A 25,490-nucleotide genomic window follows, 5' to 3' on the forward strand; every position below is an offset into this window, starting at 1 on the left:
TGCTTTTTCTTTAAAACATAATTGAAATTAAGAGCATTCCAATTCCGATAGAAGTAAATGTTGCAATTAGGCCAGGAATCATAAAACTATGATTTAATACGTATTTACCGATACCTGTTGTACCAGTACGGTCAAAGTTAATAGCAGCAACGATTGTTCCATAGTTTGGAATGAAGAAATATCCATTTACTGCAGGGAACATAGCAATCAGTAGCGCTGGTGGAATGCCAAGAGATAGTCCAAGTGGCATTAAGGCACGAACAGTTGCTGCTTGGCTGTACAGTAAAATAGATAGAATGAATAGTGCGATGGTAAATAGCCAAGGTGCACTTGTTACTAAATGCTGAATGGATCCTTGAATCATATTTAAGTTTCCATTAAAGAAAGTATCTCCCATCCAAGCGATACCGAAAATAGCAACAACTGCTGTTGCCCCCGCTTTAAAGACGTTACCAGACACAATGCTTTCTACATTTGGTTTACAGAAAATAATAATAAGAGCCGCGATAGTTAACATAACCATCTCAATTGTATTCGGCATGGAAAGACGGGCTAACTTCCCATCAACTATCCATCCTGGACGAAGTGCTTCAAATGAACCAAGAAGTACAACAAGGAAGGTTCCTACAAGGAAAAGGATAACTGATAATTTTGCGCCCTTTACACCTACAAATTCTTTTTTCTCTTCAAGCTTAGGAATCATTCCTTCTTTTAATCGTTTTAAGTATTCAGGGTCTTCATTTAATTCTTTTCCCATCTTACTAGCAACGAATGCTGCTAACATACAAGCAATGAAAGTGGAAGGAATACTCACTTTTAAAATATCTAATAAAGTGATTTTATAGTCAGCTAACATTGCTAAAAGAGCAACTGTGGCAGCTGAAATTGGACTAGCTGTAATTGCTTGTTGAGAAGCGATTACGGCAATTGACATTGGGCGTTCCGGTCTAATCCCTGATTCACGAGAGACTTCTGCAATAACAGGAAGTACAGAATAGGCAACGTGACCAGTACCTGCACATAGTGTGAATAAATAAGTAACAATTGGAGCAAAAAAAGTAATACGCTTTGGATTTTTTCGTAATGCCTTTTCAGCTAGATGAACAAGATAGTCCATTCCTCCAGCAGCTTGCAAAGCACCAGCAGCTGTAATTACTGCCAAAATCATAAGCATTACATCGATAGGAGGCGCGGTTGGTTGTAGGTGGAAGACAAAAACGAGTATTGCCATACCAACTCCACCCATTACTCCTAAACCAACTCCGCCTAGGCGTGCACCAATAAAAATACAGAGTAACAAGGTAAGAAATTGTAGCCAAAACATGATAAACTACCTCCGAAATTCATTAGTTAAGATATATTCGAATAGTTTAATTTGAATGAAAATTAAATAAATACCCGAAGAAATCCTTGTTATTTATACATTTTTTATTATATAACACAAAAAAAGTAACATTCACGTACTTTTTGAAATTATTTCGAAAAAGCAATGCATTAAAAATTTGTATTTATATCTCTAAATAAGTAGACATTTTGATTTATATGTTGTAATCTTTGAAAGAGAATAAATTAATTCTCATAGAACTCCCATATCGTTCAACTCGTTCAGCGAGAAAGGCAAACTGATGGAAACATGAGGACGCAAAACTACAGGAGCTAAGGTCGAAAGGCTACGCTAGCCAGTTACCGGACGGATAGGGTTGGTCTTGGCCAATGCTTTTACATTGGCTTTTTTTTATTCTCGAACATATTGAGAAACATTTTCAAACAAAATATCCATATATTTTGTTTTTTTGTTTGTGTTGATTAAGGAAGGTGGATATTAATGAAAAAATATTGGCATAAGTTATCGTTCCTTCAAAAGAACGTCTTATTAACCGTATTAGTTATTTTGACACTTGTTGGAAGTATGGGTGCGTTAAGTTTCAATATGTTTCAAAATAGTATGATGTCTTTATTTGAAAGGCAGTCTATTGAAACAGGAGAAATAGTATTGAAAAAACTGGATGTAGAATTAGTTAGAGACATGGCGAAAGATCCTACAGCCGAAAAAGTGAAAAAAGAAAAGTTAACAGAGAAATTAGATGAAGTATCAAAAGAATTGAAAAGCGTTGGACAAACGTATGTTACAGGAGCAAAGCCGAATGAAAAGCGAGAATTACAACTCGTTGGTTTGACTACAGAGTTAACAAATGCGTTTCCTATAAAGCCGGGAGATTATTATGAACAACCCGCTCATTGGATGAAGGCATACGATAAAGTGATTGATACGAAAAAGGCTCAAATGACAGAAGTATATGAAGATGAAATAGGTTCGTGGGTGACAATATTAGAACCAATTACAGATGGAGAAAACAATATTATTGCAATTGTTGCCGCTGACTTAGATGCTTCCATTGTTCCTATTACAAAAGAGAAGTTTATGATACAGGGTTTACTCTTTATCATTATTTCATTAGCAATTGCGACTATTACTCAATTCTTTATCGTGCGTCACTCGCTAGCTCCATTAAAAGATTTACGAGAAGGGTTACGTAAAATTGGCGAAGGTGACTTGAGTATTAAATTAAAAGAAAGACCAGATGATATTGGAATTATTAATGTTTATTTCAATAACACGATTGAAAAGTTTAAAGGGATTATAGATAAAGTAAGGCAAACTGCTGAGCAAGTTTCTTCTTCTTCACAAGAATTGTCGGCGAGTACAGAGGAAAACAGCATGGCAGTTCAAGAGATTGCAAGTTCTATTGAAGGTTTAAGAGTAGGGGCACAGTCTCAAAAAACTTCAGTACAACAATGTTTAGGGATTGTACATGGAATGGAAGATAAGGTAGAAGAGATAACTGGGGCTGCGAAACAAGTTGCGGTTGCTTCTGAAGGTATGGAGCAACATTCAATTGAAGGTAATGAAGTGATTGGACAAATTATTAATCAAATGAGTTTAATCCAAAATGCAGTACAAGATTTATCTTCCATCATTTATTCGTTAGAAACAAGGTCAAAAGAAATTAGTGATATCGTAACTGTAATTACAGGCATTTCAAATCAAACAAATTTATTAGCTTTAAATGCTTCTATTGAGGCTTCACGTGCTGGAGCAGCTGGAAGAGGGTTTGCAGTTGTTGCTGATGAAGTACGAAAATTAGCAGAACAAACTGAAGCGTCTGCAAAAGATATAGCGAAATTAATTGGTGAAACACAAGCTGAGACAGAAGATGCTGTAGTTTCCATGCAAAAAGGTTCAAAAGAAGTAGAAACTGGAATTTCACTTGTTCAAAGTAGTGGAGATTTCTTCGAAAAAATCTCCAAATCAGCGCAATCTGTTACAGATCAAGTAAAAGCTGTTTCGGGTAATTCGAGTGATATTTTACAAAATAGCCAGAATATCGTTCAAGTCGTAAATGAATTATCACATATTGCAAATACTTATGCCAACAGCAGTAGTAATGTTGAAGAAAGCATGAAAGAGCAAGAAATATCAGTACAAGATATTGCAGAATTAGCGACTTCTTTAAGTTGGCTCTCTCAGGAATTACAAGAGCTTATTGGTGAGTTTAAAAGCGAATAAGGAGAAAGTTCAATTCTAATCAAGGGGGTATCTCCGCTACTGATTATGAATTGAACGAATCTGCCCTTTAATAAGGGATAAAAAAGGTGTGAATTTTCACACCTTTATTATATTTAAGAGAGGAATTTACATAAATATGAAATTAGCAATTTCTTATAGTGAGATGGTAAAAGAATTTTTAGGAAAAGTAGAAGGAAGTATTAAAATACCTAAAGATGTGCAAGGAACAGAACTTAGGATAAAAAGGAAAACGGAACTGTTTTCAAATTTGACTCACATTGTAGATTTAATAGGAGCGACTGCAACGTGGTTATATCATATTTCTAAAGAAAAACATATTGTCGTGCTTTATCATGTAAGAGGAAGTTTATTTCCGATTACTATTGAAGTTTCTAATTTTCTCTCCTATGAAAGTTTAAATTTACAAATTGAAGAGCAACTGGAGCAAATTAAAGAAATGAATGAGGAAGAAATAGAAGAGTTTCAAAACGGTAATACGTTATATGAAATGTCACCTATTATTATTGGTGAAACATATTATGAGCTAAAAGACACGAATACATTACAATTTGTATTTAGTAAAAATATGCAAAGTGTAGAAATAATATTTAATAGTGTTAATTGGAAAGAGACAACAATTACTCGTTATGCACAACAAATACAAGGTGTTTTAATTAATAAATCACAAAATAATAATAATCATATAAATAATTTTAATGTTATTACAGAGGCCGAGATGGCACTTTATAGTCAAGTGAATGATACGACAGCAGTATATCCTGAGAAAAGTATCGTCGATATGTTCTATAATACTGTTACTCAATTTCCAAATCGTATAGCTTTATCTTCAAGGGAAGGTACTTTAACTTATGAGGAGCTAAATAAAAAAAGTAATCAAATAGCTCATATGTTAATTAAAAACGGCGTCCAATTAGGAGACTATGTTGGAATATTTATGAAACGTAGCATAGACACAGTAGTAAGTATGGTAGCTATATTAAAAGCTGGTGCAGCGTATGTTCCGATTGATCCAGATTATCCGGAAAGTAGAATACAGTACATTATTCAAGATAGCCAAGCGAAAGTTATATTGATGAAAGAGACGCCTATAACATGTGATGGGGTTCAAACAGTTTCAATGTATGATAGTGAAACTTATGAAGATACAGATGTAAAGTTGTCTATTCATTGTGATGATGTAGCTTATATGATTTATACATCTGGTTCAACAGGGAATCCAAAGGGAACGATGTTAGCTCATAGAGGCGTTGTTAATCTGTATACTTGGATGAAAAAGCAATATGAATTGACAGAAGAGGATGTATTTGCCCAATTTCCTTCCTTTAGTTTCGATGCTTCTGTATGGGAGTCATTTGCTTCTTTATTCTGTGGAGGAAACTTATATGTACTATTAGAGGAAGAGCGATTGTCTGTAGAAGCATTTGCAAATGCAATCTATAAAGTGAAAGCAACTTCAATCTTGGCATTAGCAACAATTTTTGTTCGACAAGTAGCAACTTATTTAGCAGAAGAAGATATATATAAGCTAGCTTCCCTAAAAAGAATTGCGATTGGCGGTGAAATGTTGCCTGTAGAGGTTATTAAATTGTGGAGAGAAAGAATAGGTACAAATGTTGAAATTCATAATGTATACGGACCGACAGAATGTACTGTAGTGACGACAACCTATAAAATACCTAGTCAGTTAAATGAGGATGTTGCGAGTATTCCCATTGGTAAACCATGTGCTAATTATCAAGTTATGATTTTGGATGAGAATATGAATCTTTGTCCAATTGGTGTACCTGGTGAATTATATATAGATTCAGTGGGATTAGCAAAAGGGTATTTTAATAAGCCTAATAAAACAATTGAAGCTTTTATTCCGAACCCTTTTAATCCTATAGTTAATATATATAAAACAGGTGATATCGTTAAGTTGCTAGAGGATGGAAATATAGAGTTTTTACATCGGAAAGATGATCAAGTAAAAATTAGAGGACATCGTATTGAACTAGGCGAAATCCAAAGTAAAATTTCTCAAAATCATAATATAAAAGAAAATGCTGTTTTTGCTAAGAAGAGTAAGGAAGGTAGCCAATATTTAATCGCGTTCTATACAACTTTAAATAAAAAAGAAATACCAGAATTAGTTTATCAGTTACAAGAGCAATTACCAGATTATATGGTGCCATCTAAACTAATTTATATTAATGAATTACCACTTACACCTAATAAAAAGATTGATGTTAAGAAGTTAGCTCAGTTAGAAGAAAAGTGTGAACCGGTTCGGCTACAAGAATATGTTGCACCTTCTAATAAAGCAGAAAAACAAATAGCGAACGCCTGGGCGGAAGTATTAGGAATTTCAAAAGTTGGAGTGCATGATGATTTCTTTACAATTGGTGGACATTCATTAAAAGTATTACGAGTCTTAACATTGTTAAAAGAAGATTTCTCACATTTAACAATTCAAGATTTCTTTAAAGAAAGAACGATATATGGATTAGCTCGAATTGAGCGAGAAGTAAAAGTAGAGAAAGAAGAAGTATTTCGTGAATATAAAGTGATTCACGAACCAGATACTATCACGTATGCAAACGTTTTGGAAGAAAACCAGATTTCAAATGTCTTTTTAACAGGAGCTACTGGTTATTTAGGATCACACATATTATATGAATTGTTGAGAGATACATCTGCTACTATTTATTGTTTAGTAAGACCAACTAAAGATGTGCAGCAAAGAATTATAGATACATTAACAGGCTACTTTAATGATATATGTGAAGAATGGTTACAGCGTATACAGGCCGTAGCTGGTGATCTTGGAGAAGAGTATCTTGGGATGAGCGAAGAAGAATTTATGTTCATCAGTTCTAAGATGGATACGATAATTCATTGCGGTGCAGATGTAAGACATTTTGGAGATGTAAAACAATTTGAAAATATAAATGTCCAAGGAACTAGCCGTATGCTAACATTAGCGGAGAAAGGTGCTACATTCCATTTTATTTCTACAATTGGTATCCCGTTAGAATTAGCGGTAGATCAATGGGATACATACATGAAAACTGGTGATTTTAATTACAGTGTAGACTTAGAGAATGTATATTCAAATAGTAAACTACAAGCGGAAAACATTGTTCGTGAAGCAATGAAAAATGGTTTGCGTGGAAATATTTATCGTGCAGGTAATTTAGCATGTCATTCAGAAACAGGTTCGTTCCAACAAAATATTGAAGGAAACGCATTTTATCGTCTTATTAAAACAATGCTATTAATTGGGAAAGCACCAAATGTGAAGTGGAAAGTTGATTTCACACCAATTGATTTTGCTAGTAAATCAATTGTATCGTATTTGCAAGATGCGCAAATTATAGGAGAGACGTTACATATTTGTCATCCACATCAAATTGAGTTTGAACAATTTATACAGCTAATTGGAGAGTGTGGATACAATCTTGAAATGGTTCCACTTTCAGAATATGTAAATACCGGACTTGCATTAGCGAAGGGAAATGAAGTAATAGCAGAGTTAATTGCTTCTCAAGTTGCAGGAGATGGAGCGCAGCAATCTGAAATTGTAATGGGTACGCGTAGAACGAATAAATGGATTAAGAAAAAAGAATTGATAGTACCAGCAATTAATAAAGAATTTATTCAGCAGTTATTAGCTCATGGTGAAAAAGTTGGTTATTTTCCAAAAATAATGAAATGATTATGCATGCTTTTGTTTGTTCAATAAAATAAATCATGCTACAATGAAAACGAATTAAGGACCGGGGAGCCAATTGGCTGAGAGGATGTAAGTAAACATCGACCCTCAACCTGATCTGGATAATGCCAGCGTAGGGAGTTACTTAAAGTGATGTAGCATATGTTATTCTGTAATAACTTGCATACAAGGCTTTCCTACGCAGTAGGAAAGCCTTTTCTTATTTTTGAAATTTATTTTTGAAATTTATTTTTGAAATTTATTTTTATAAGGGGGATTTTATTATGTCACAACAAGTTACAATGTCATTTTCAGTAGTACCACAAGCAAAAACGAAAGATGTATATTCTGTTGTCGATAAAGCAATTGAAGTTGTGCAACAATCGGGAGTTCGTTATGAAGTAGGGGCAATGGAAACAACTTTGGAAGGAGAATTAGATGTACTTCTTGATGTCGTTAAACGTGCGCAACAAGCTTGCGTCGATGCTGGAGCAGAAGAAGTGATTACTTCTATTAAAATCCATTATCGTCCAAGCACTGGTGTAACGATAGATGAAAAGGTTTGGAAGTACCGTGATGAATATGCAAAACCAGAAGCAATCTAAACTTATTACAACTATTTGGCTTATCCTTCTCATTGCGATATGGGAAGGATCTGTTTCATTATTTAAAATCGAACCGTGGATTTTACCAAAGCCTTCTGCCATTGTTCAAGAATTAATTGGGATGAAAGATTTACTATTACCAAATACGATGCAAACACTGCAGGAAGTTATAATTGGACTATTCTTTGCAATTTTATTGGGGACGAGCATCGCAATTATTATGGACGTTATACCGTTATTTCGTATTTTAATAAATCCATTGCTCGTTATTTCGCAAACAATTCCAATTGTTGTACTTGCACCGCTATTTATTATTTGGTTTGGATATGGGATGTTGCCGAAAGTAATGGTCGTAATACTCGTTTGTTTCTTCCCAATTGCGCTTAGTATTTTAGAAGGTTTTCAAACAGTAGATAAAAACATGTTGAAACTGTTACAAACAATGAAGGCGACAAAATGGCAAGTTTACCAGAAAGTAAAATTTCCAGCAGTGCTTCCATACTTTTTCTCAGGTTTAAAAATTGCAGTTACATATAGCGTAATGGGGGCAATTATCGGAGAATGGCTCGGTGCAAGTGAAGGATTAGGCGTTATGCTTACGAGGGCTACAAAATCCTTTTTGACTGCCCGAGTATTTGGTGTTGCAGCAATCATCGTTATGGTGACATTATGCCTGTATTTTATCGTAGAGTTTATGGCAAGAATAACAGCACCATGGATATATAGAAAGGACGGCAGAAAATGAAAAAAGGTTTGAAAGTTATGTTAGCTGCCTTAGTAGCGGTAGGTGTGGCTGGATGTAATCCGGCAAAGAAAGAAGAAAGTGCAAGTAAAGATCAAAAAGTAAAAGTAGTATTAGATTGGTTTCCAAATACGAATCATACTGGCTTGTATGTAGCGCAAACGAAAGATTATTACAAAAAGCAAGGATTAGATGTAGAAATTATTCAACCAGGTGACAATGTAACAGCAGAGCAAATGATAGCATCAGGAAAAGCAGACTTCGCAATAAGCGCACAAGAAAATGTAACGTTAGCTCGTGTGGAAGGAATTCCTGTTGTATCTGTAGGAGCGATTATTCAGCATAACACTTCAGCGTTTGCATCGCTTAAGAAAGATAATATGACGTCACCGAAAGATTTTGAAGGTAAACGTTACGGCGGCTGGGGAGGACCAGCGGAAGAAGCGACATTAAAGACGATTATGGATAAACATCAAGCTGATTTTAATAAAGTTGAAAAAATCATCTTAGGACAAACAGATTTCTTTAAATCAATCGGTCGTGATGCAGATTTCGAATGGATTTATTACGGTTGGGATGGTATTGAAGCGAAGCGCCAAGGAAAAGAGTTAAATACGATTATGGTGAAGGACTTAGATCCAGCGCTTGATTTCTATAGTCCTGTTATTATTACGAGTGAAAAACATACGAAGCAAGATAAAGACTTTGTGAAAAAGTTTATGAGTGCAACGACAGAAGGTTATAATTTTGCAATTAAGGAACCGAAAGAGGCTGCTGATATTTTAATTAAAGCTGTTCCAGATGTAAATAAAGATTTAGTTCAAGAAAGCCAAAAATGGTTAAGTACGAAGTATCAAGATGATGCTAAAGCATGGGGAGTACAGAAGGAAGAAATTTGGACGAATTACATGAATTTCTTATATGACAACAAAGTTATTAAAAAGAAAATCGATGTAAAAGATGCTTTTACAAATGAATTCCTTCCAAGTGAAAAATGAGCGGATTACAAATAAAAAATATAGTGAAATCTTTTGACGGAAAGAATGTATTAGAGAATATTAGTGCCTCTATACAAGAGGGAGAGTTTGTTTCCTTTGTAGGACCGAGTGGTTGCGGGAAAAGCACATTATTAAACATGATTGCAAATGTTGAAAAACCAACAAGCGGGAACGTAACGTATAACGATAAGCAAGTACAAGAGCAAGATGTTGTTAGTTATATGCCACAACAAGATTTATTACTACCGTGGCGATCAGCTTTGCAAAATATCGTTCTTCCGTTAGAAATTGAAGGAAAGCCGAAAAAACAAAGGCTGACAGAAGGAATGGAAGCATTAAAGCAGTTCCAACTAGATGAATATGCAGACCATTATCCAGATGAATTATCTGGTGGTATGCGTCAAAGAATTAGTTTTCTGCGCACATATTTATGTGAAAAGCCAATTATGCTGCTGGATGAGCCTTTTGGTAAATTAGATGCATTTACAAAAATGGAAGTACATAGCTGGCTTTTAAACTCTTGGCATCAAGAAAAGCAAACAATCGTTATGGTGACACATGACTTAGATGAGGCAATCTTGCTTTCAGATCGCGTATTTATTTTATCTCAAAGACCAGCGTCAATAGTTGGCGAGGTACAAGTGAAATTACCTAGGCCGAGAACGATGGATATGTTAACATCACTCGAATTAAAAAAGGATAAAGAAGAGATTTTAAGTGTGTTAGCTCCTTATATGAAAAAATAGAAAAAGCTGATGTTTTAATTTTAGACGAACCGACTAATCATTTGGATGTAGAAACTAAGATGGCTTTACAGGAAGCGTTACAACAATACAAAGGAACGGTTTTAATTGTCTCACATGAACCTTCTTTCTATGAATCGTGGATAACAAAAGTATGGAATATAGAAGATTGGAATACTGAACAATATGAATAAAGAAAAGGCATTAGCTTTTAGGAGCTAATGCCTTTTCTTTGTGATTAACATGATTTTCGAGAACTCTTACATGAGAATTGTATGAAGAAGCACTCTTATGGTGCGCTTATAAGCGTGCTTTTTCTTTTGTTATATTTATAATACGAAAGCCTTTCCCTAACAGGTGACTATCTTTCTTTATATATATAGATAGTTCAAAATGGAATGAAAATAATTCCTTTATGTAAAGGATAATATGGATATTATAGGAAGACAATAGAAATTAAAGGAAATTCATGTAAAATTCAAATGAACTTCATATAAACTTCATATTAGAAATTAAATATAATTATAATAGGTTATTATGATATTTTTGATTTTTCGTAAAATTAAAAGTTTGAATTTAGGAGGTATTGCTCAAACCTAAATTCAAACTTTAGTGAATTAATTAATGGATATTACGTCTAGTTTTCGCTAATGACGGTATTTAAAAGTTCGGCAGGATTACCTGTTCCTGCACCGCCAATTGTAATAGATCCACCAGGAGGAATTTCACCATTCCATCCTGCGTTCGTAATTACATAATGATTATTTGTTTTACTACTAATTTTAGAATCCCAAACTTGTGTTAAATTACCGCTATAATCAAATTCTAATTTCCAATTTTTAATAGGAGTCGTTCCATTATTTTTGATTATAATCGAGAAGTTATAACCGCTGCCCCAATTCGAAGTGACTGAAAATGTAGCAGTACCATTTCCATCAGGAGGTGTCGTATTAGCTTCATCCGTTTTGACAGTAAGAGCGGTAGGTTGTGATTTATTTCCAGCAGCATCTTTGGCAATTATTGAAAATGTGTATTCCGTATTAGGTTTTAAGTTTTTAATTGTAATGCTATTTGTTGTTGTACTCCATTTCTCTTCTCCAGCAGTAATTTCATATTCCATAACTCCTACGTTATCAGTAGATGCAGTCCAGTTTAATTGAACTGAGTTTGAATTTTTATTCGTAACTACAACGTTTTTAACATTCGTTGGTGGCTCAGTATCTTTTTGACTAATAGGTCCACCAAGTAATTCTTTTACTAGCGTATCAAGTAATTTTGGACCACTGCAACTATATTTTGGACTTGTACGGCAATCTCCGCTTAGTTCCCAAAACATTGCTCCACTTAAACCTTTCGTCTTTATATAGTCTGTTTTGTATTTCATAGATTCATTGTCATCGTAGCTAATAAATGTGCCTGTAGTTGCATTATATAAATAAGGTACTTTAGCTGTGTCATTCCAGTAGCGTACAAAACCATTTTTATTAACGTAATTGGCTGCTAAATCACCGTAATCATACACACCTGTGTCACCGGTAGAATAATCATCCCAAGTACCTTTAGAAGCAAGTTTCCCATCACTACCTGGTTTGCAAGGTTGATATTGTCCGTTATTTTCTTTGCCACAACTTTTCCAGCCACGTCCGTAAAAGGGTACGCCTAATACTAGTTTATCGACTGGAACACCTTCATTTGTATAAACATTTATAGCACCATCTACGTAAAAATTCGTATTTGCTGCTGGGTCATTTGGATCCTTATATAGAGCTGCATTATGATTAGAAGTAGCTTCCCATCCGCCGTGGAAATCATATGTCATAATATTAATCCAATCGAGTATTTGAGAAATTTTCTTTAGCTCTGTATGATCAGCGTAGCGTTGGCTTGCGCCTGAAGCGATTGTTAGTAAATATTGTTTGCCATCTTCAGCACCTGCTTTATTCAAAGCATTTCGGACATCTTGAAGAAGGAGAGTGAAATTTTGTTTATCTTCAGGACGATAACTACCACCAGGAATCGTTTCAACGCCCGGATATTCCCAGTCTAAATCTACGCCATCAAACCCATATGCGCGAAGAAAAGCTACTGTAGATTCAGCAAATACTTTTCTTGTTTTTTCATCAGCGGCCATATCAGAAAAGCGGTTAGACCAAGTCCAGCCACCAACGGAAATAATTGTTTTTAAGTGAGGATATTTAGCTTTTAATCGTTTTAGTTCCCCGAAATTTCCGCAACGGGCATATTTATCGCAATCTTCCCAAGTTGTCCCTGAGCCAGGATACGATTTGGTAACATCAGCCCATGGTTCACCGAGTACGAGAGTACCATTAGGAACCTCTTTATTTTGCAATGGTACACCAGATTCTTTACAGTTCCACGTTTGTTTATTTGGATTATCAGGATGAGTAGAAGGGTTTCCATGTTTTCCATTCCAACAAATATCCGCGAAAGCATAGTTAAGGTGAGTAAGCTTTGATGCATCAATGTCAGCAACTTGATAATTACGTCCGTAAACGCCCCACGAAGGAAAGTACCCAACAATTTTTTGACTTTGCTTTGGTGAATCTGCTAATGCGAGATTTGGAGTAATAAAATTTGTGAGAAAAAGAGGTAAGAAAAGTAGTAGAGATAGTAATAGCAGTGTGAATTTTTGAGACCTCATAGCCATTTCTCCTTTCAAAATAAAAGATATATTTAAAGGCATACGCCAATAAACCAAAATGAATCTAGACGTATGAAACGTCTAGATAAAATGATCAGACATCACGAAGTCTATACAAGGGAGCTGGGGGTGATTAAATCGTAACAAATGTAAGATTTAGTGTAAACGCTTTATTAAGTTGAAAAAGACTTTCTCAATACAAAAAGGCTTGAATACAAACTATATATGAAAACGAAAGATTGGTATGGGAAGAAAAAGCTCATTATAAATAAATTTGAGAAAAAATTGTATGGAGCCAATTATTAAAGACGTAGAAAGATAAGGAAATATCATGTAAAATAATAGTAAAAATATGTAAAGGAGGGAATGGTGTGGATGTGTTTTTGAACATTGCTGAAGAAAAAATTCGACAAGCAATACGGAATGGTGATCTTGATTATCTTCCGGGAAAAGGAAAACCACTACAATTAGAAGATCTTTCAATGGTACCTCCAGAACTTAGAATGAGTTATAAAATTTTAAAAAATGCGGGAATGATTCCACCAGAAATGGAACTACAAAAAGATATATTAAAAATAGAGGATTTAATTGCTTGCTGTTATGATGAAGAAGAGAGAAAGAAATTACGAGAAGAGTTAACAGCAAAAACTCTTCGTTTTCAGCAGGTAATGGAAAAGAGAAAGATTAAAGATAGTTCAGCTTTTCGTATGTATCAAGGCAAATTATTTCGTAAATTACGCTAAGAGGGATAAGATGACTACATTTAAAACGATAGAAGAATTAGCGACCTATATCGAAGAACAACAATTGGTACTTCTGTTTATTAAAACGGAAAATTGTGGTGTTTGTGATGTTATGCTAAGAAAAGTAAATTGCGTATTAGAGAATTATGATTACGTAGAGAAAATAGAAATATTACTACAAGACATGCAAGAGATTGCGGGGCGATATGGAGTATTTACAGGGCCAACAATTTTATTATTTCATAATGGAAAAGAAATTCTTCGTGAATCACGCTTCATTTCACTTGAAAATCTAGAGAGGATCATTCAATTATTCGAGGAATAGGGGAGGCTTTTATATGGGATTTATTATTGTCATACTATTATTTGTTGTAGTTGGAATAATCGTAACAGCAGTTCGATCGAACAAAAAGAAGGTGAACTTGGCGAAACAAAATAACATACATAATTCATCTAACAGCTCATCACCATTATTTTTCTTTGCTGGATCGGATAATGATAGCTCGCATGATGGCGGTTCACATGATTGTGGAGGCTCTTTTGGGGGAGATAGCGGAGGAAGCTGCGGTGGCGGTGGGGATTGATGAAAATGCGCCTTATATAGGCGTATTTCTTTTTAAACAAACGTTTGATTAGTCGGCTTACATATACATAAACACAGTTAAACAAACGTTTGATTAATATTTTTAACATACTAAGGGGAATGGAAATGAAAAGGGAACCGAAAGTGAAAAATAAGGGGAAAGTAGTGTTATTTTTATTAGCTGCGGGAGGCGTATTTCTTGTTAAATTAGCATTTAAATTTGGAACAATACATATGATTCGAACTTGGTTTGAAAGTACGTTTTCTTAAATAAGGAATATAGCCTCTTGCGATAGAGGTTTTTGATTTGTTATTATTAGACTGAACGGTCGGTTTAAAGAGGTGTGAATATGAGAAGAAGCGCAGAAGAGATAAAGAAAGAAATTGCATACAAAGCAGAAAGTCTATTTTCACAGAAGGGCTACGCAGCTACATCTATGGAAGAGATTTGTGAAATTACAGAGCGAAGTAAAGGAAGTATTTATTATCACTTTAAAAGTAAAGAAGAATTATTTTTATTTGTAGTGAAACAGCATACGTATGATTGGCTTGAAAAATGGAATGAAAAAGAGAAGTTGTATAGCACTAGTACTGAAAAACTATATGGTCTCGCGGAATATCATGTAGAGGACATACAGCAACCAATTTCAAATGCCATAGAGGAATTCTCTATGAGTCAAGTTGTAAGTAAAGAGATTTTGGAGGAACTATTAGCTTTAACTAGAGAATCATATGTTATGTTTGAGAAATTAATTGAAGCAGGTATACAGTCTGGAGAGTTCCGTGAAGATAATACTCGTGATCTTATGTATATTGTGAATGGATTATTATCAGGGCTTGGAGTACTTTACTACGAGCTAGATTATAAAGAGTTGAAGCGTATTTATAAAAAGGCAATAGATGTATTGTTAAAAGGAATGGCAGCTGAATAATAGGTCAGTTGCTTTTCTTACAAAATAAATTAGACTGAACGGTCGGTTTGTGAAAGGGGAATGAAAATGAACGCTTTATTTAAAAACCGAGCATTTATGCTCGTTATGGCGTCTGATATTTTACAACAATTTGCAATTTGGATCAGAAATATGGCTCTTTTGTATTTTATAATGGAGCGAACGAATAATGATCCGGTTTCTGTTTCTTTGTTATCAGTTATGGAATATGCACCTATTTTTATTTTCTCGTTTATCGGTGGTGCGCTAGCTGATCGCTGGAATCCGAAAAGAACAATGGTCACTGGAGATGTGTTGAGTGTACTGTCTATTATAGGAATTGTCCTGTTGTTAAAGCTGGATTATTGGCAGGCTATATTTTTTGCAACACTCATTTCCGCGATTGTAGGTCAGTTTTCTCAGCCCTCATCTTCGCGTATATTTAAGCGCTATGTAAAAGAAGAACAGGTAGCAAATGCGATTGCATTTAACCAAACATTACAGTCATTATTTCTAATTTTTGGACCAGTGGTAGGATCACTTGTGTATACACAACTTGGTTTATTTACGTCACTATATAGCTTAATCATTTTATTTTTGTTATCTGCTATCGCCCTTTCATTTTTACCAAAATGGGTTGAAAAAGAGCAAGTGGCGAGAGATTCATTAAAAAATGATATAAAAGAAGGTTGGAAGTATGTTCTTCATACGAAAAATTTACGTATGATTACGATCACTTTCACCATTATAGGCTTAGCTGTTGGATTAACAACTCCATTAGAGGTGTTTCTTGTAATAGAACGCCTTGGAATGGAAAAGGAAGCAGTTCAATATTTAGCTGCAGCTGATGGAATAGGTATGTTAATTGGTGGTATTGTTGCTGCAATTTTCGCTTCAAAAGTGAATCCGAAAAAAATGTTTGTATTCGGTATGGGCATATTAGCAATGTCATTTTTAGTAGAAGGGCTATCTACATCATTTTGGATTACTAGTTTCATGAGGTTTGGAACAGGTATTTGTTTAGCTTGTGTTAATATTGTTGTCGGTACGCTTATGATTCAACTTGTACCAGAAAATATGGTTGGAAGAGTAAATGGGACGATTTTACCACTGTTTATGGGGGCAATGCTAATTGGAACTTCACTAGCTGGAGGATTAAAGGAACTAACTTCACTAGTTACTGTGTTTTGTATAGCAATGGCACTTATTTTATTAGCGATAGGGCCAGTTCTACGTATGCAAATAAAAAAAGAAGATGTTGCTAATAAAGAGGCACTAACAAATTCGTTAGCTTCGAAATAACTATTGTAAGGGAGCAATATTGCTCCCTTTTTCTTTGAGGAACTTTTGACAACTATATGAGCCAATTATATACTGATGTTGTAAAAACGATTTTACAGGTTAGGAGCAATGGTGTGAAAAATCAAATCTATGAATTACGCACTGAAAATAATATTTCACAAGGCGCATTAGCTGATAAATGTAAGGTTTCTAGACAAACGATAAATGCAATTGAGAATAATAAGTATGATCCAAGTTTAGCGTTAGCATTCCGTTTAGCTGAAGTATTAGGAACAACTGTTGATAAATTATTTTTGTACAAGCAGTAGAGTCGTTCATTATAAGTCGCACCTTTAAAAATAAAAAAGATCCTCTTCTTATGAGAAGAGGATCTTTTCTTATAGCGTTTTAGTCTTTGGACTAGGTGGTGTAACGGATGTATTATTTTCTGGAACTCTAGTTAGTAAAAATCCTCCGATAATAAACAGAACAATAATACTAAGAACACCAGCGTTTGTTTTTCCTGTTAATTGGGTTGTAACACCGACTAATACCGGACCCATAATTGCGGCAAACTTGCCAAATATATTATAAAATCCGAAGAATTCATTAGCAGATTCTTTAGGTACTAGTTTTGCAAAGTATGAACGACTTAGTGCTTGAATACCACCTTGAGATGTAGCAACTAACATTGCTAAAATCCAAAAATCAAGTGTCGTTTTTAAAAAATAAGCATATGTGCAAATAATGATATAAATAATGATACCGACATATAACATTTTTTTACCAGTAAATGTTTCAGATAATTTTCCGTATAGTAAAGCAAATGGACAAGCGACAATTTGTGTTACAAATAATATAATTAATAGATTCGTTGCACTAATACCGAGATCGGTTCCGTAAGCGGTAGACATAGTAATAATTGTGTCGACTCCGTCAATATAGAAAAAGTAAGCGATTAGAAACATAAATACAGTTTTATATTCTTTAATATTTTTAAAAGTATCAGCAAGACGTTTGAAGCTCATTCTAATAGGTCTTGGATGACGCTCAATATAGTGTGTTTGCTCTACGTTTTTTAGCATTGGAATTGTAAATAATCCCCACCAAAGAGCTGTTATTGCAAAGGAAATTTGACTAGCAATGCCGACCGATAAGGGAATAGTTCCTTTTTGGGAAAGAATAATAAGAGCGATACAACCGATAAAAGGAATTGTACTCCCGATATAACCTAATGCAAATCCTCTTGTAGAAATTCGGTCCATTCTATCTTCAGAAGTGACGTCTACTAAAAATGCATCATAGAAAATATTTGCTCCAGCAAAGCCGATTAAGGCGAGCATATAGCACCCTAGCAATAAGTACCACTGAGAGGTTGGAACGACTGCTAACATACTTGTAAATACGATACCGAGTCCAAAGAAGAATGTGAAAAAACGTTTTTTAAATCCTTTATAATCAGCAACTGTGCCAAGAATAGGAGCAAGTATAGAAATTAAAAGTGTTGCGAATGAGTTTGCATATCCCCAATATGCTGTTGAAGTTGCCCCAGATAGTCCAGCTTCTTTTGCAGCTGCTTTAAAGTAAATTGGAAATAATGCAGTTGTAATGACGAGCGAGTATACAGAGTTCGCCCAATCGTATAATATCCAGCTTTTTTCTTGTCTGGACATTTTTTTCATATAATGTTCCCCCTTAAATTTGTTTTACTAACAGTGTACAAAAATAAAAATTATAAAAAGAGAAACAGTGATGAATTTTACATAACTTTTACATATATACACTGTTCTTTACAATTGGAGTAAATCCTCTACAATTGCTCCGTCTGTTTCACCTAAGTGTAAACCGAGTAGTCTAGCGATAGTTGGACCTTCATCAATAAGTCTCATATACGGGACGGTAACGCCACTTTTTATTCCTTTCCCAGCAGCGATAAAAATTGTTTCATAGTTAGGTTTTGTTGGAGAGTATCCATGCGTACCAAATGTATATTTTTTACTAGGCGTAACATCTTTTTCGGTAATTTCTTTTATAAAATCTCCTGTATAGTTTTCAGTGAAATAATACCCTTCTCGTGCTTCTAACATGAATAAACAATTACCGTCTGCACCGCAGTCTTTCGCAGCTTCATCATGAAGTATAAATTCAATTCCGTTTTGTTTATTTTGAAGTAGCTCTTCAAGGAGTAGTTGTACCTCCCGAATTGTATCCGTATCATTTTTGTCCTTTACATATACATAGGCAGAGCCGTCGCAACTTTGGCAATAGGCTTTCCAGTCTACTAATTTTCTTTTTTTATTAAGGGATATAAGTCCTCTTTGATGGAATAGCACATTTAATTGTATGGATTTGTTTTCACTTAAAGCGCTATGATCACCAAGGGCAATAATTGTACTTTCTTCGTATAAGTCACTTTCTTTTAGTGCTTGAATAATTTTCCCTAGACGTTCGTCGTGTCTCTGGATAGCAGCTATTGTTTCGTTAGATTCAAAGCCGTGATAGTGTCTTTGTGTGTCTAGATCGGTGAAATGTACGAACATGATATTAGGCTTTTTCGTCTGGATTGTATGCACAGCAGAGGCGAGGACGAAATCATCCAGCTCTGGTTGTGATAAACCATTTCTTATATGGCCGAAACGACGATTTAAATCTAATTGGTATAGTGGGCTACCGCTAAATAAGGAAACTAACACTTGATTTTGCCAAGGTCTATTTGGAAAAATTTCTGGTAAATTGTAATCGATGTTCGCTCTTCCAGTAACAGGCCATAGAAGGGCAGCTGTCGTTAAATTTGCTTTGCGCGCTTCATCATACAATGTTGTTCCTTTTATTGATTTTCGGTACCAATGCCAATCAGGTGATTCACGCCCTGGTTGAAGTAACGTATTGCTAACAACACCGTGCTTGTTAGGGTAATTACCGGTTACGATTGTTGAGTGGCTTGGATATGTTACAGAAGGATAAATTGGTTCTACTTTTTCGACAACCGTGCCCTTTTTTATTAGAGATTGGAAATGAGGTAGTTTTTGTAGTATAGGAAAATCTAAAGCTGATAAACAGTCGAATGATAAAATAATGACATGGTTTGTTAATGCTTTATCCATAAAGTTCCCTCCTGATTATATAAAACCTATTCTTATATATTACTATTAATACCTAGTAATAAAAATATATTTTTATGTGAAAATTTATTATTTATTTTCAGAAAAATTAAACATATAATTAAGTATAAGGGAATCTATGGAAGGAGGAAACACTATGGATTGGTTAGATGGATTTGGTATCTTTTACATCATTGGCGGAATCACGATTATCCTTGTATTTGCTATTTCATATTTACTAAAGAAACGGTTTCCAGACAAACAGTTCGATATTATATTTGCACTTAGTTTAATACTTCTTTGCTTAGCGTCCTTTCCCGTTACAATGATTGTTATTGGTGGGTGGGAAGGAATGGGATATGGATTTATTGGTTTCTTCGTTCTACTTGGTACACTTATCGGTATGATTGCACATCAACTTGTGAAAATTACGCGGAAAAGCTACGTATAAAACTGCAAAAAATGAAAAGAATATATAAAAATAAGAAAATTAGCTATTGTTTTAAAAAAGAATTTGTATTATGATAATCAACAAATTTATTTCGTTATAACGATGAAAAAGGACTAGTACATGTTCAACCTTTTTAGCAGAGAGAGAATCCGTCAGGCTGAAAGATTCTTAAAAAGGCAATATGGAACCTGCCTTTGAGTTCTGCATATGCAGCGGGAATTTCCCGTTATCAAAAAGAGAGCATGCGCAATTTTTGTGCATGAATCAGGGTGGTAACGCCGACAAAGCTCGGTCCCTATTTAGGGACGCGGGCTTTTTTGTATTTTCTAGAAGGAGGAAGACTGACTATGGCAAAAGAACAAGTGCAAGCCATTACGAAGATGGAAGAGGACTTTGCGCAGTGGTATACCGATATTGTAAAAAAAGCCGAACTTGTTGATTATTCAAGTGTAAAAGGATGCATGATTTTACGTCCGTATGGTTATGCCTTATGGGAGAATATGCAGAAGGTGATGGATGAGAAGTTAAAAGAAACTGGCCATGAAAATGTATATATGCCAATGTTTATCCCAGAGAGTTTATTGCAAAAAGAGAAGGATCATGTTGAAGGATTTGCTCCTGAAGTAGCATGGGTTACGCATGGTGGAGATGAAAAGTTAGCGGAAAGACTTTGTGTACGTCCTACATCTGAAACTTTATTCTGTGAGCACTTTTCAAAAATTGTGCAATCCTATAATGATTTGCCAAAGTTATATAATCAGTGGTGTTCAGTAGTTCGTTGGGAGAAGACAACTAGGCCGTTCCTTCGTACGACTGAATTTTTATGGCAAGAGGGTCATACAATCCATGAAACGGCAGAAGAATCGCAGGCTGAAACATTAAATATTTTAAACTTATATGCTTCTTTCTGTGAGGATTATTTAGCAATACCAGTTATTAAAGGACAAAAAACAGAAAAAGAGAAGTTTGCTGGAGCAAAGGCAACTTATACAATTGAAAGTTTAATGCATGATGGAAAAGCACTTCAAACAGGAACCTCTCATAACTTTGGGACGAATTTCTCAGAAGCATTTGATATTAAGTTTTTAGATCGTAACGGTAAGTGGCAATATGTGCACCAAACATCTTGGGGTGTATCAACAAGAATGATAGGCGGGCTAATAATGGTTCATAGTGATAATAATGGACTTGTAATGCCACCAAAAGTCGCTCCAGTGCAAGTTGTTATTGTACCAATTGCTCAGCATAAAGAAGGAGTTTTAGCAAAAGCAACAGAGTTACAAGCACATATTCAAAAGGTTGCACGAGTAAAAATAGATGCTAGTAATAAAACACCAGGCTGGAAATTTAATGAGTATGAAATGAAGGGGATTCCAATTCGATTAGAAGTTGGCCCTAAAGATATTGAAAAGAATCAAGTTGTACTTGTAAGAAGAGATACGAAGGAAAAAGAGTTTGTACCAATGGATCAATTAGAAGAACGTATTCCAGCATTACTTGAAGAAATTCATATTGCTTTATTTAATAAAGCAAAAGCATTTCGCGATGAGAATACGTATGTTGCGACAAATTTCGAAGAGATGAAAAAAATAGCTGATGAAAAGCAAGGCTTTATTAAGGCAATGTGGTGCGGGGAATTAGCTTGTGAAGAAAAACTAAAAGAAGAAGTTGGCGTATCTTCACGTTGTATGCCTTTTGAGCAAGAGCATTTAGCTGAAGAATGTATTTGTTGTGGTAAAGAAGCTAAACAAATGGTGTATTGGGGAAAAGCGTATTAATACTTTTTCTGATAGGTGATAAAAGGACTTTGGGCTGCATAATAAAATGTAATCCAAAGTCCTTTTTAGTTTTATACAGTATTTCATGTACTTTTTAGATGGAAGGATGTTGTTCTTATTTTACGTTTTTACGACGAATAAACAGTAACATACCAATTAGGAATGTTGAAAGCCCCATTAAAATAGATATAGGGTAATGCGTTGCAGTATTAGGTAATTTATCACCTTGTTTTTTCGTATTATCTTTTACATTACCCCCTTGAGAACCGTTGCCCTCCTGAGAATTGCTATCGCCTTTAACACGATTGCCACCTTGAGAGCCATTACCCCCTTGAGAACTGCTATCACCTTTAACACGATTGCCGCCTTGAGAGCCATTGCCGCCAGAACCGTTACCACCAGAACCGTTACCGCCAGAACCATTGCCACTAGAGCCATTGCCGCCAGAACCGTTACCGCCAGAACCATTGCCACTAGAGCCATTGCCGCCAGAACCGTTACCGCCAGAACCATTGCCACCAGAACCGTTACCGCCGGAACCATTACCGCCAGAACCGTTGTCACCAGAGCCACTGCCGCCAGAACCGTTGCCACCAGAACCATTGCCACCGGAACCGCTGCCGCCAGAACCGTTACCGCCAGAACCATTGCCACTAGAGCCATTGCCGCCAGAACCATTGCCACCAGAACCATTGCCACTAGAGCCATTGCCGCCAGAACCGTTGTCACCGGAACCATTGCCGCCAGAACCATTACCGCCAGAACCGTTGTCACCAGAACCGTTACCGCCAGAGCCGTTGCCACCAGAACCATTGCCACCGGAACCGCTGCCACCGGAACCGCTGCCGTCAGAGCCACTACCACCAGAACCGTTACCGCCGGAACCATTGCCACCAGAGCCACTGCCACCAGAACCGTTACCGCCAGAACCATTGTCACCAGAACCAGTATCGTCCTGAGAATCGTTATTTCCTGGAGGTATATTATTATCCTTTGAGTTTCCTTCTGCAAAATGATCGCTATTTTGTACAATAGCGTTTGTTAATGGTTGGAAGTTTTCAGTTGCAGCATTACCGATATTTAAACCGCTAAAAAAAGATAAAGAGAGTGTTGATGCTAAAATGAAGATTTTCGTCATGGTTTTCCTCCTAAGAGATTAATGTTCCATCTAAAATACATCCCTTTGTAATATTTCTTAGGAAAAAGAGTTTTATGCAAAAAAAACTATATATAGAAAAAGGTGGTGTATTTGTCAAAGCAGAAAAGAGTTAATGTAGATTTCCTACAAATAGTAGAGGGGGAGAATTTACATTCATAACGGTAGAGGAAGTGGCAGCAGATGAAAGAGTATATAGCGTTTGATATTGGCGGTACGCAAATTAAGTATGGTATTGTTTCAGAAATAGGGAGAGTATTAAAGCGTCAAACAGTTGCAACAGAAATTCATTTAGGCGGAGAACAAATTATTCAAAAACTTATATATGTATCCAAAAAAATAATGAATGAACATACTATTGCCGGAATCGGTATTAGCACTGCGGGAATTGTTGATATTAATAAAGGAATTGTGACGGGAGGTGCGGATCATATTCCGGGATATAGTACTATTCCTATTATTGATAGATTGCAAGAGATATTAAAAGTTCCAGTATCGATTGACAATGATGTGAATTGTGCAGCGTTTGGAGAAAAGTGGAATGGTAGTGGAAGAGAGAAAGATAACTTTATTATGCTCACCCTTGGAACAGGGATTGGGGGAGCAATTTTTATAGATGGAAAATTGTACCGAGGACATTCATTTAGTGCTGGTGAATGGGGGAATATGTTAATAGAAGAAAAAACGTTTGAAGAGGTTGCTTCGATTTCAGGATTAATTCGACTTGTAAGCAAATATAAAGGCAAAGGCAAGTGGAATGGGAAAAGAATTTTCGAGTTGTATGATAAAGGAGATCGGGAAGTTGCTCAAGCAGTTGGGATTTTCTTTAAACATTTGGCAATCGGAATTAGTAATCTTGCTTATATTTTTAATCCAGAAACGATTATTATTGGTGGAGGAATTACCGATAGAGGAAATGAGTTTTTAAAAGAAGTAAAAGAAGAGGTCAGTAAATACTTAAATCAAGAGATTTATAATAATTGTGAGATTGAACTTGCGCAAAACGGTAATTGTGCAGGAATGATTGGTGCTATTTACCACTTCTTACATCATCATAAGTAAATTATATGAATGTTTTCATATAACTGAGAATTTATCCTTTTTATCGCTAGGTAAATAATGCTACAATATAAGAGAAGAATACAATATTTTCCGATTCGGAAAATGCTTTGTAGAAAGGGAGAAACTTCATGCCTATTATTTTAGAAAAAGGTCAAAAGATCGATTTAACGAAAGGACAACCAAAAGTAGCAAAACTACAGGTTGGCTTAGGCTGGGATCCAATTGGGCAATCAGGTGGATTTCTGTCTTCATTATTTGGAAGTAAACCAAATGTAGATTGTGATGCATCTGTTGTTATGTTAGAAGGAGATCGTTTTTTAAACAAAAATGATTTAGTTTACTTCGGAAATAAACTTTCTACTTGTGGTAGTATTATTCATTCAGGAGATAATTTAACAGGTGAAGGCGCTGGTGATGACGAAACAATTTTCGTAGAATTACATAAAGTTCCAAGCCGTATTAATCGTTTAGTATTCGTTGTAAATATTTATGACTGTGTAAATCGTCGTCAAGATTTCGGGATGATTCGTAATGCATATATTCGTATTCAAAACCCGCAAACTGGTGAAGAATTAGCACGCTATAATTTATCGGATAATTATGCTGGCAAAACAACTCTAATTGCAGGTGAAATGTATCGTCACGGAAGTGAATGGAAGTTTTCAGCAGTTGGAGAAGGCACGCAAGATAAAAACTTAAGTGAGATTGTATCACGTTATCAATAAAATAACCGAGGAGGAATTGTATATGGCATCAATTTCATTGAAAAAGGGACAAAAGGTAGACTTAACAAAAACGAATCCAGGTCTTTCGAAAGTTCTTGTAGGACTTGGTTGGGACACGAATCGTTATGACGGACAAAACGATTTCGACTTAGATGTTAGTATTTTCTTAGTAGGCGCGAATGGTAAAGTTTCAGGAGCAGAAGATTTCGTTTTCTATAATAATCCAAAAGGTGCGAATGGTGCTGTAGAGCATTTAGGAGATAACCGCACTGGTGAAGGTGAAGGCGATGACGAAGCGATTAAAGTAGATTTGAAAAATGTTCCTGCTCACATCGAACGTATTTGTTTCACAATTACAATTTATGATGGAGAAGGCCGTAGCCAAAACTTCGGACAAGTTTCTAATTCTTTCGTACGTATTCTTGATGAAGAAAAGAATGCAGAATTAATTCGTTACGATTTAGGAGAAGATTTCTCTATTGAAACAGCCGTAGTAGTAGGTGAATTATATCGTCATGCAGGTGATTGGAAATTCAATGCAATCGGAAGTGGATTCCAAGGTGGATTAGCGTCTCTATGTAATAACTTTGGTTTAGATGTAGAGTAATAGATTTGATTTATATATCCATCGGTGAAATGTATGTTTAC

The 25,490-nt window shown here is 35.4% G+C and carries 23 protein-coding genes, 1 pseudogene, 2 riboswitches and 1 other annotated feature; of the genes and pseudogenes, 19 read left to right on the top strand and 5 right to left on the bottom strand.

The annotated features are described in order from the left end of the window. Nucleotides 1-10: 10 nt before the first annotated feature. Nucleotides 11-1,324 (bottom strand): anaerobic C4-dicarboxylate transporter family protein, encoded by a 1,314-nt coding sequence (locus C3Y97_RS02225; RefSeq protein ID WP_136362996.1) that lies wholly within the window; start codon nt 1,322-1,324, stop codon nt 11-13. Between the two features lie 282 nt (nt 1,325-1,606). Continuing rightward, nucleotides 1,607-1,691: riboswitch (cyclic di-GMP riboswitch) on the top strand. 134 nt (nt 1,692-1,825) lie between these two features. Between C3Y97_RS02225 and C3Y97_RS02230 the strand changes: the two genes are divergently transcribed. The 7 genes and pseudogenes from C3Y97_RS02230 to C3Y97_RS02260 form a co-directional block, all read left to right on the top strand. After that, on the top strand, nt 1,826-3,568 hold the full coding sequence (locus tag C3Y97_RS02230; RefSeq protein WP_000761079.1) for a methyl-accepting chemotaxis protein: 1,743 nt from the start codon (nt 1,826-1,828) through the stop codon (nt 3,566-3,568). Nucleotides 3,569-3,704: 136 nt separating this feature from the next. Next, a complete protein-coding gene (locus C3Y97_RS02235; protein ID WP_121868417.1) occupies nt 3,705-7,286 on the top strand; it encodes a non-ribosomal peptide synthetase family protein in 3,582 nt (1,193 codons plus the stop codon). A 52-nt stretch (nt 7,287-7,338) separates the two neighbouring features. Beyond that, nucleotides 7,339-7,440: riboswitch (TPP riboswitch) on the top strand. Nucleotides 7,441-7,567: 127 nt separating this feature from the next. Next, nucleotides 7,568-7,888: an MTH1187 family thiamine-binding protein gene (locus C3Y97_RS02240; RefSeq protein ID WP_000082906.1), complete on the top strand. Its 321-nt coding sequence runs from the start codon at nt 7,568-7,570 to the stop codon at nt 7,886-7,888. After that, the gene (locus tag C3Y97_RS02245) at nt 7,860-8,633 is read left to right on the top strand and encodes an ABC transporter permease (RefSeq protein ID WP_001057166.1); all 774 of its coding nucleotides are present in this window, start codon (nt 7,860-7,862) and stop codon (nt 8,631-8,633) included. Before C3Y97_RS02240 ends, C3Y97_RS02245 begins: the two co-directional genes overlap by 29 nt. After that, nucleotides 8,630-9,628 (top strand): ABC transporter substrate-binding protein, encoded by a 999-nt coding sequence (locus C3Y97_RS02250; RefSeq protein WP_000715573.1) that lies wholly within the window; start codon nt 8,630-8,632, stop codon nt 9,626-9,628. Before C3Y97_RS02245 ends, C3Y97_RS02250 begins: the two co-directional genes overlap by 4 nt. Beyond that, complete coding sequence (locus C3Y97_RS02255; RefSeq protein WP_000016088.1) at nt 9,625-10,374, top strand: ABC transporter ATP-binding protein; 750 nt, start codon at nt 9,625-9,627, stop codon at nt 10,372-10,374. The genes C3Y97_RS02250 and C3Y97_RS02255 overlap by 4 nt, the downstream gene beginning before the upstream one ends. Next, a pseudogene (locus tag C3Y97_RS02260) lies at nt 10,371-10,565 on the top strand (P-loop NTPase family protein); the annotation flags it as partial. The gene C3Y97_RS02255 and the pseudogene C3Y97_RS02260, both read left to right, overlap by 4 nt. Before the next feature lie 443 nt (nt 10,566-11,008). Here the strand turns inward: C3Y97_RS02260 and C3Y97_RS02265 are convergent. Further along, nucleotides 11,009-13,033 carry a glycosyl hydrolase family 18 protein gene (locus tag C3Y97_RS02265; RefSeq protein ID WP_001257487.1) on the bottom strand — a complete coding sequence of 675 codons (2,025 nt, stop codon included), beginning with the start codon at nt 13,031-13,033 and terminating at the stop codon, nt 11,009-11,011. Between the two features lie 371 nt (nt 13,034-13,404). Between C3Y97_RS02265 and C3Y97_RS02275 the strand changes: the two genes are divergently transcribed. The 7 genes from C3Y97_RS02275 to C3Y97_RS02305 all read left to right on the top strand — a co-directional run bounded on the left by C3Y97_RS02275 (nt 13,405) and on the right by C3Y97_RS02305 (nt 16,898). Further along, nucleotides 13,405-13,776: a DnaJ family domain-containing protein gene (locus C3Y97_RS02275; protein ID WP_000382376.1), complete on the top strand. Its 372-nt coding sequence runs from the start codon at nt 13,405-13,407 to the stop codon at nt 13,774-13,776. 10 nt (nt 13,777-13,786) lie between these two features. Further along, nucleotides 13,787-14,101: a thioredoxin family protein gene (locus C3Y97_RS02280; protein WP_000206515.1), complete on the top strand. Its 315-nt coding sequence runs from the start codon at nt 13,787-13,789 to the stop codon at nt 14,099-14,101. A gap of 13 nt (nt 14,102-14,114) precedes the next feature. Continuing rightward, on the top strand, nt 14,115-14,360 hold the full coding sequence (locus C3Y97_RS02285; RefSeq protein WP_000505774.1) for a hypothetical protein: 246 nt from the start codon (nt 14,115-14,117) through the stop codon (nt 14,358-14,360). A gap of 125 nt (nt 14,361-14,485) precedes the next feature. Next, complete coding sequence (locus tag C3Y97_RS02290) at nt 14,486-14,629, top strand: hypothetical protein (RefSeq protein ID WP_000817981.1); 144 nt, start codon at nt 14,486-14,488, stop codon at nt 14,627-14,629. Between the two features lie 80 nt (nt 14,630-14,709). After that, entirely contained in the window at nt 14,710-15,291 is a 582-nt protein-coding gene (locus tag C3Y97_RS02295; protein ID WP_001254439.1) for a TetR/AcrR family transcriptional regulator, read from the top strand. 66 nt (nt 15,292-15,357) lie between these two features. Continuing rightward, the gene (locus C3Y97_RS02300; RefSeq protein ID WP_000992579.1) at nt 15,358-16,590 is read left to right on the top strand and encodes an MFS transporter; all 1,233 of its coding nucleotides are present in this window, start codon (nt 15,358-15,360) and stop codon (nt 16,588-16,590) included. 56 nt (nt 16,591-16,646) lie between these two features. Beyond that, nucleotides 16,647-16,898 carry a helix-turn-helix transcriptional regulator gene (locus tag C3Y97_RS02305; RefSeq protein ID WP_002023181.1) on the top strand — a complete coding sequence of 84 codons (252 nt, stop codon included), beginning with the start codon at nt 16,647-16,649 and terminating at the stop codon, nt 16,896-16,898. Nucleotides 16,899-16,967: 69 nt separating this feature from the next. Here the strand turns inward: C3Y97_RS02305 and C3Y97_RS02310 are convergent, their stop codons facing one another. Beyond that, nucleotides 16,968-18,251 carry an MFS transporter gene (locus C3Y97_RS02310; protein ID WP_000738812.1) on the bottom strand — a complete coding sequence of 428 codons (1,284 nt, stop codon included), beginning with the start codon at nt 18,249-18,251 and terminating at the stop codon, nt 16,968-16,970. Between the two features lie 108 nt (nt 18,252-18,359). Next, complete coding sequence (locus tag C3Y97_RS02315) at nt 18,360-19,673, bottom strand: alkaline phosphatase family protein (protein WP_000356410.1); 1,314 nt, start codon at nt 19,671-19,673, stop codon at nt 18,360-18,362. 154 nt (nt 19,674-19,827) lie between these two features. On the opposite strand from C3Y97_RS02315, the gene C3Y97_RS02320 reads away from it, so the two are divergent. After that, nucleotides 19,828-20,121, top strand: a complete 294-nt coding sequence (locus tag C3Y97_RS02320; RefSeq protein ID WP_000383850.1) for a YesK-like family protein — start codon at nt 19,828-19,830, stop codon at nt 20,119-20,121. Between the two features lie 93 nt (nt 20,122-20,214). Continuing rightward, nucleotides 20,215-20,421: a binding site (T-box leader), on the top strand. A 47-nt stretch (nt 20,422-20,468) separates the two neighbouring features. Beyond that, nucleotides 20,469-21,899 carry a proline--tRNA ligase gene (proS, locus tag C3Y97_RS02325; RefSeq protein WP_001040977.1) on the top strand — a complete coding sequence of 477 codons (1,431 nt, stop codon included), beginning with the start codon at nt 20,469-20,471 and terminating at the stop codon, nt 21,897-21,899. Between the two features lie 115 nt (nt 21,900-22,014). On the opposite strand, the gene C3Y97_RS02330 is transcribed toward proS, so the two are convergent. Further along, a complete protein-coding gene (locus C3Y97_RS02330) occupies nt 22,015-23,037 on the bottom strand; it encodes an LPXTG cell wall anchor domain-containing protein (RefSeq protein ID WP_136362998.1) in 1,023 nt (340 codons plus the stop codon). Between the two features lie 201 nt (nt 23,038-23,238). On the opposite strand from C3Y97_RS02330, the gene C3Y97_RS02335 reads away from it, so the two are divergent. From C3Y97_RS02335 to C3Y97_RS02345, 3 genes are all read left to right on the top strand, one after another. Then, on the top strand, nt 23,239-24,117 hold the full coding sequence (locus C3Y97_RS02335) for an ROK family protein (RefSeq protein ID WP_000666116.1): 879 nt from the start codon (nt 23,239-23,241) through the stop codon (nt 24,115-24,117). Nucleotides 24,118-24,245: 128 nt separating this feature from the next. Continuing rightward, entirely contained in the window at nt 24,246-24,842 is a 597-nt protein-coding gene (locus C3Y97_RS02340) for a TerD family protein (RefSeq protein WP_001121586.1), read from the top strand. A gap of 22 nt (nt 24,843-24,864) precedes the next feature. Beyond that, nucleotides 24,865-25,449 (top strand): TerD family protein, encoded by a 585-nt coding sequence (locus C3Y97_RS02345; protein WP_000146726.1) that lies wholly within the window; start codon nt 24,865-24,867, stop codon nt 25,447-25,449. The last annotated feature ends 41 nt before the right edge of the window (nt 25,450-25,490 follow it).

Source organism: Bacillus sp. DU-106, assembly GCF_004799705.1.
GTDB lineage: Bacteria > Bacillota > Bacilli > Bacillales > Bacillaceae_G > Bacillus_A > Bacillus_A cereus.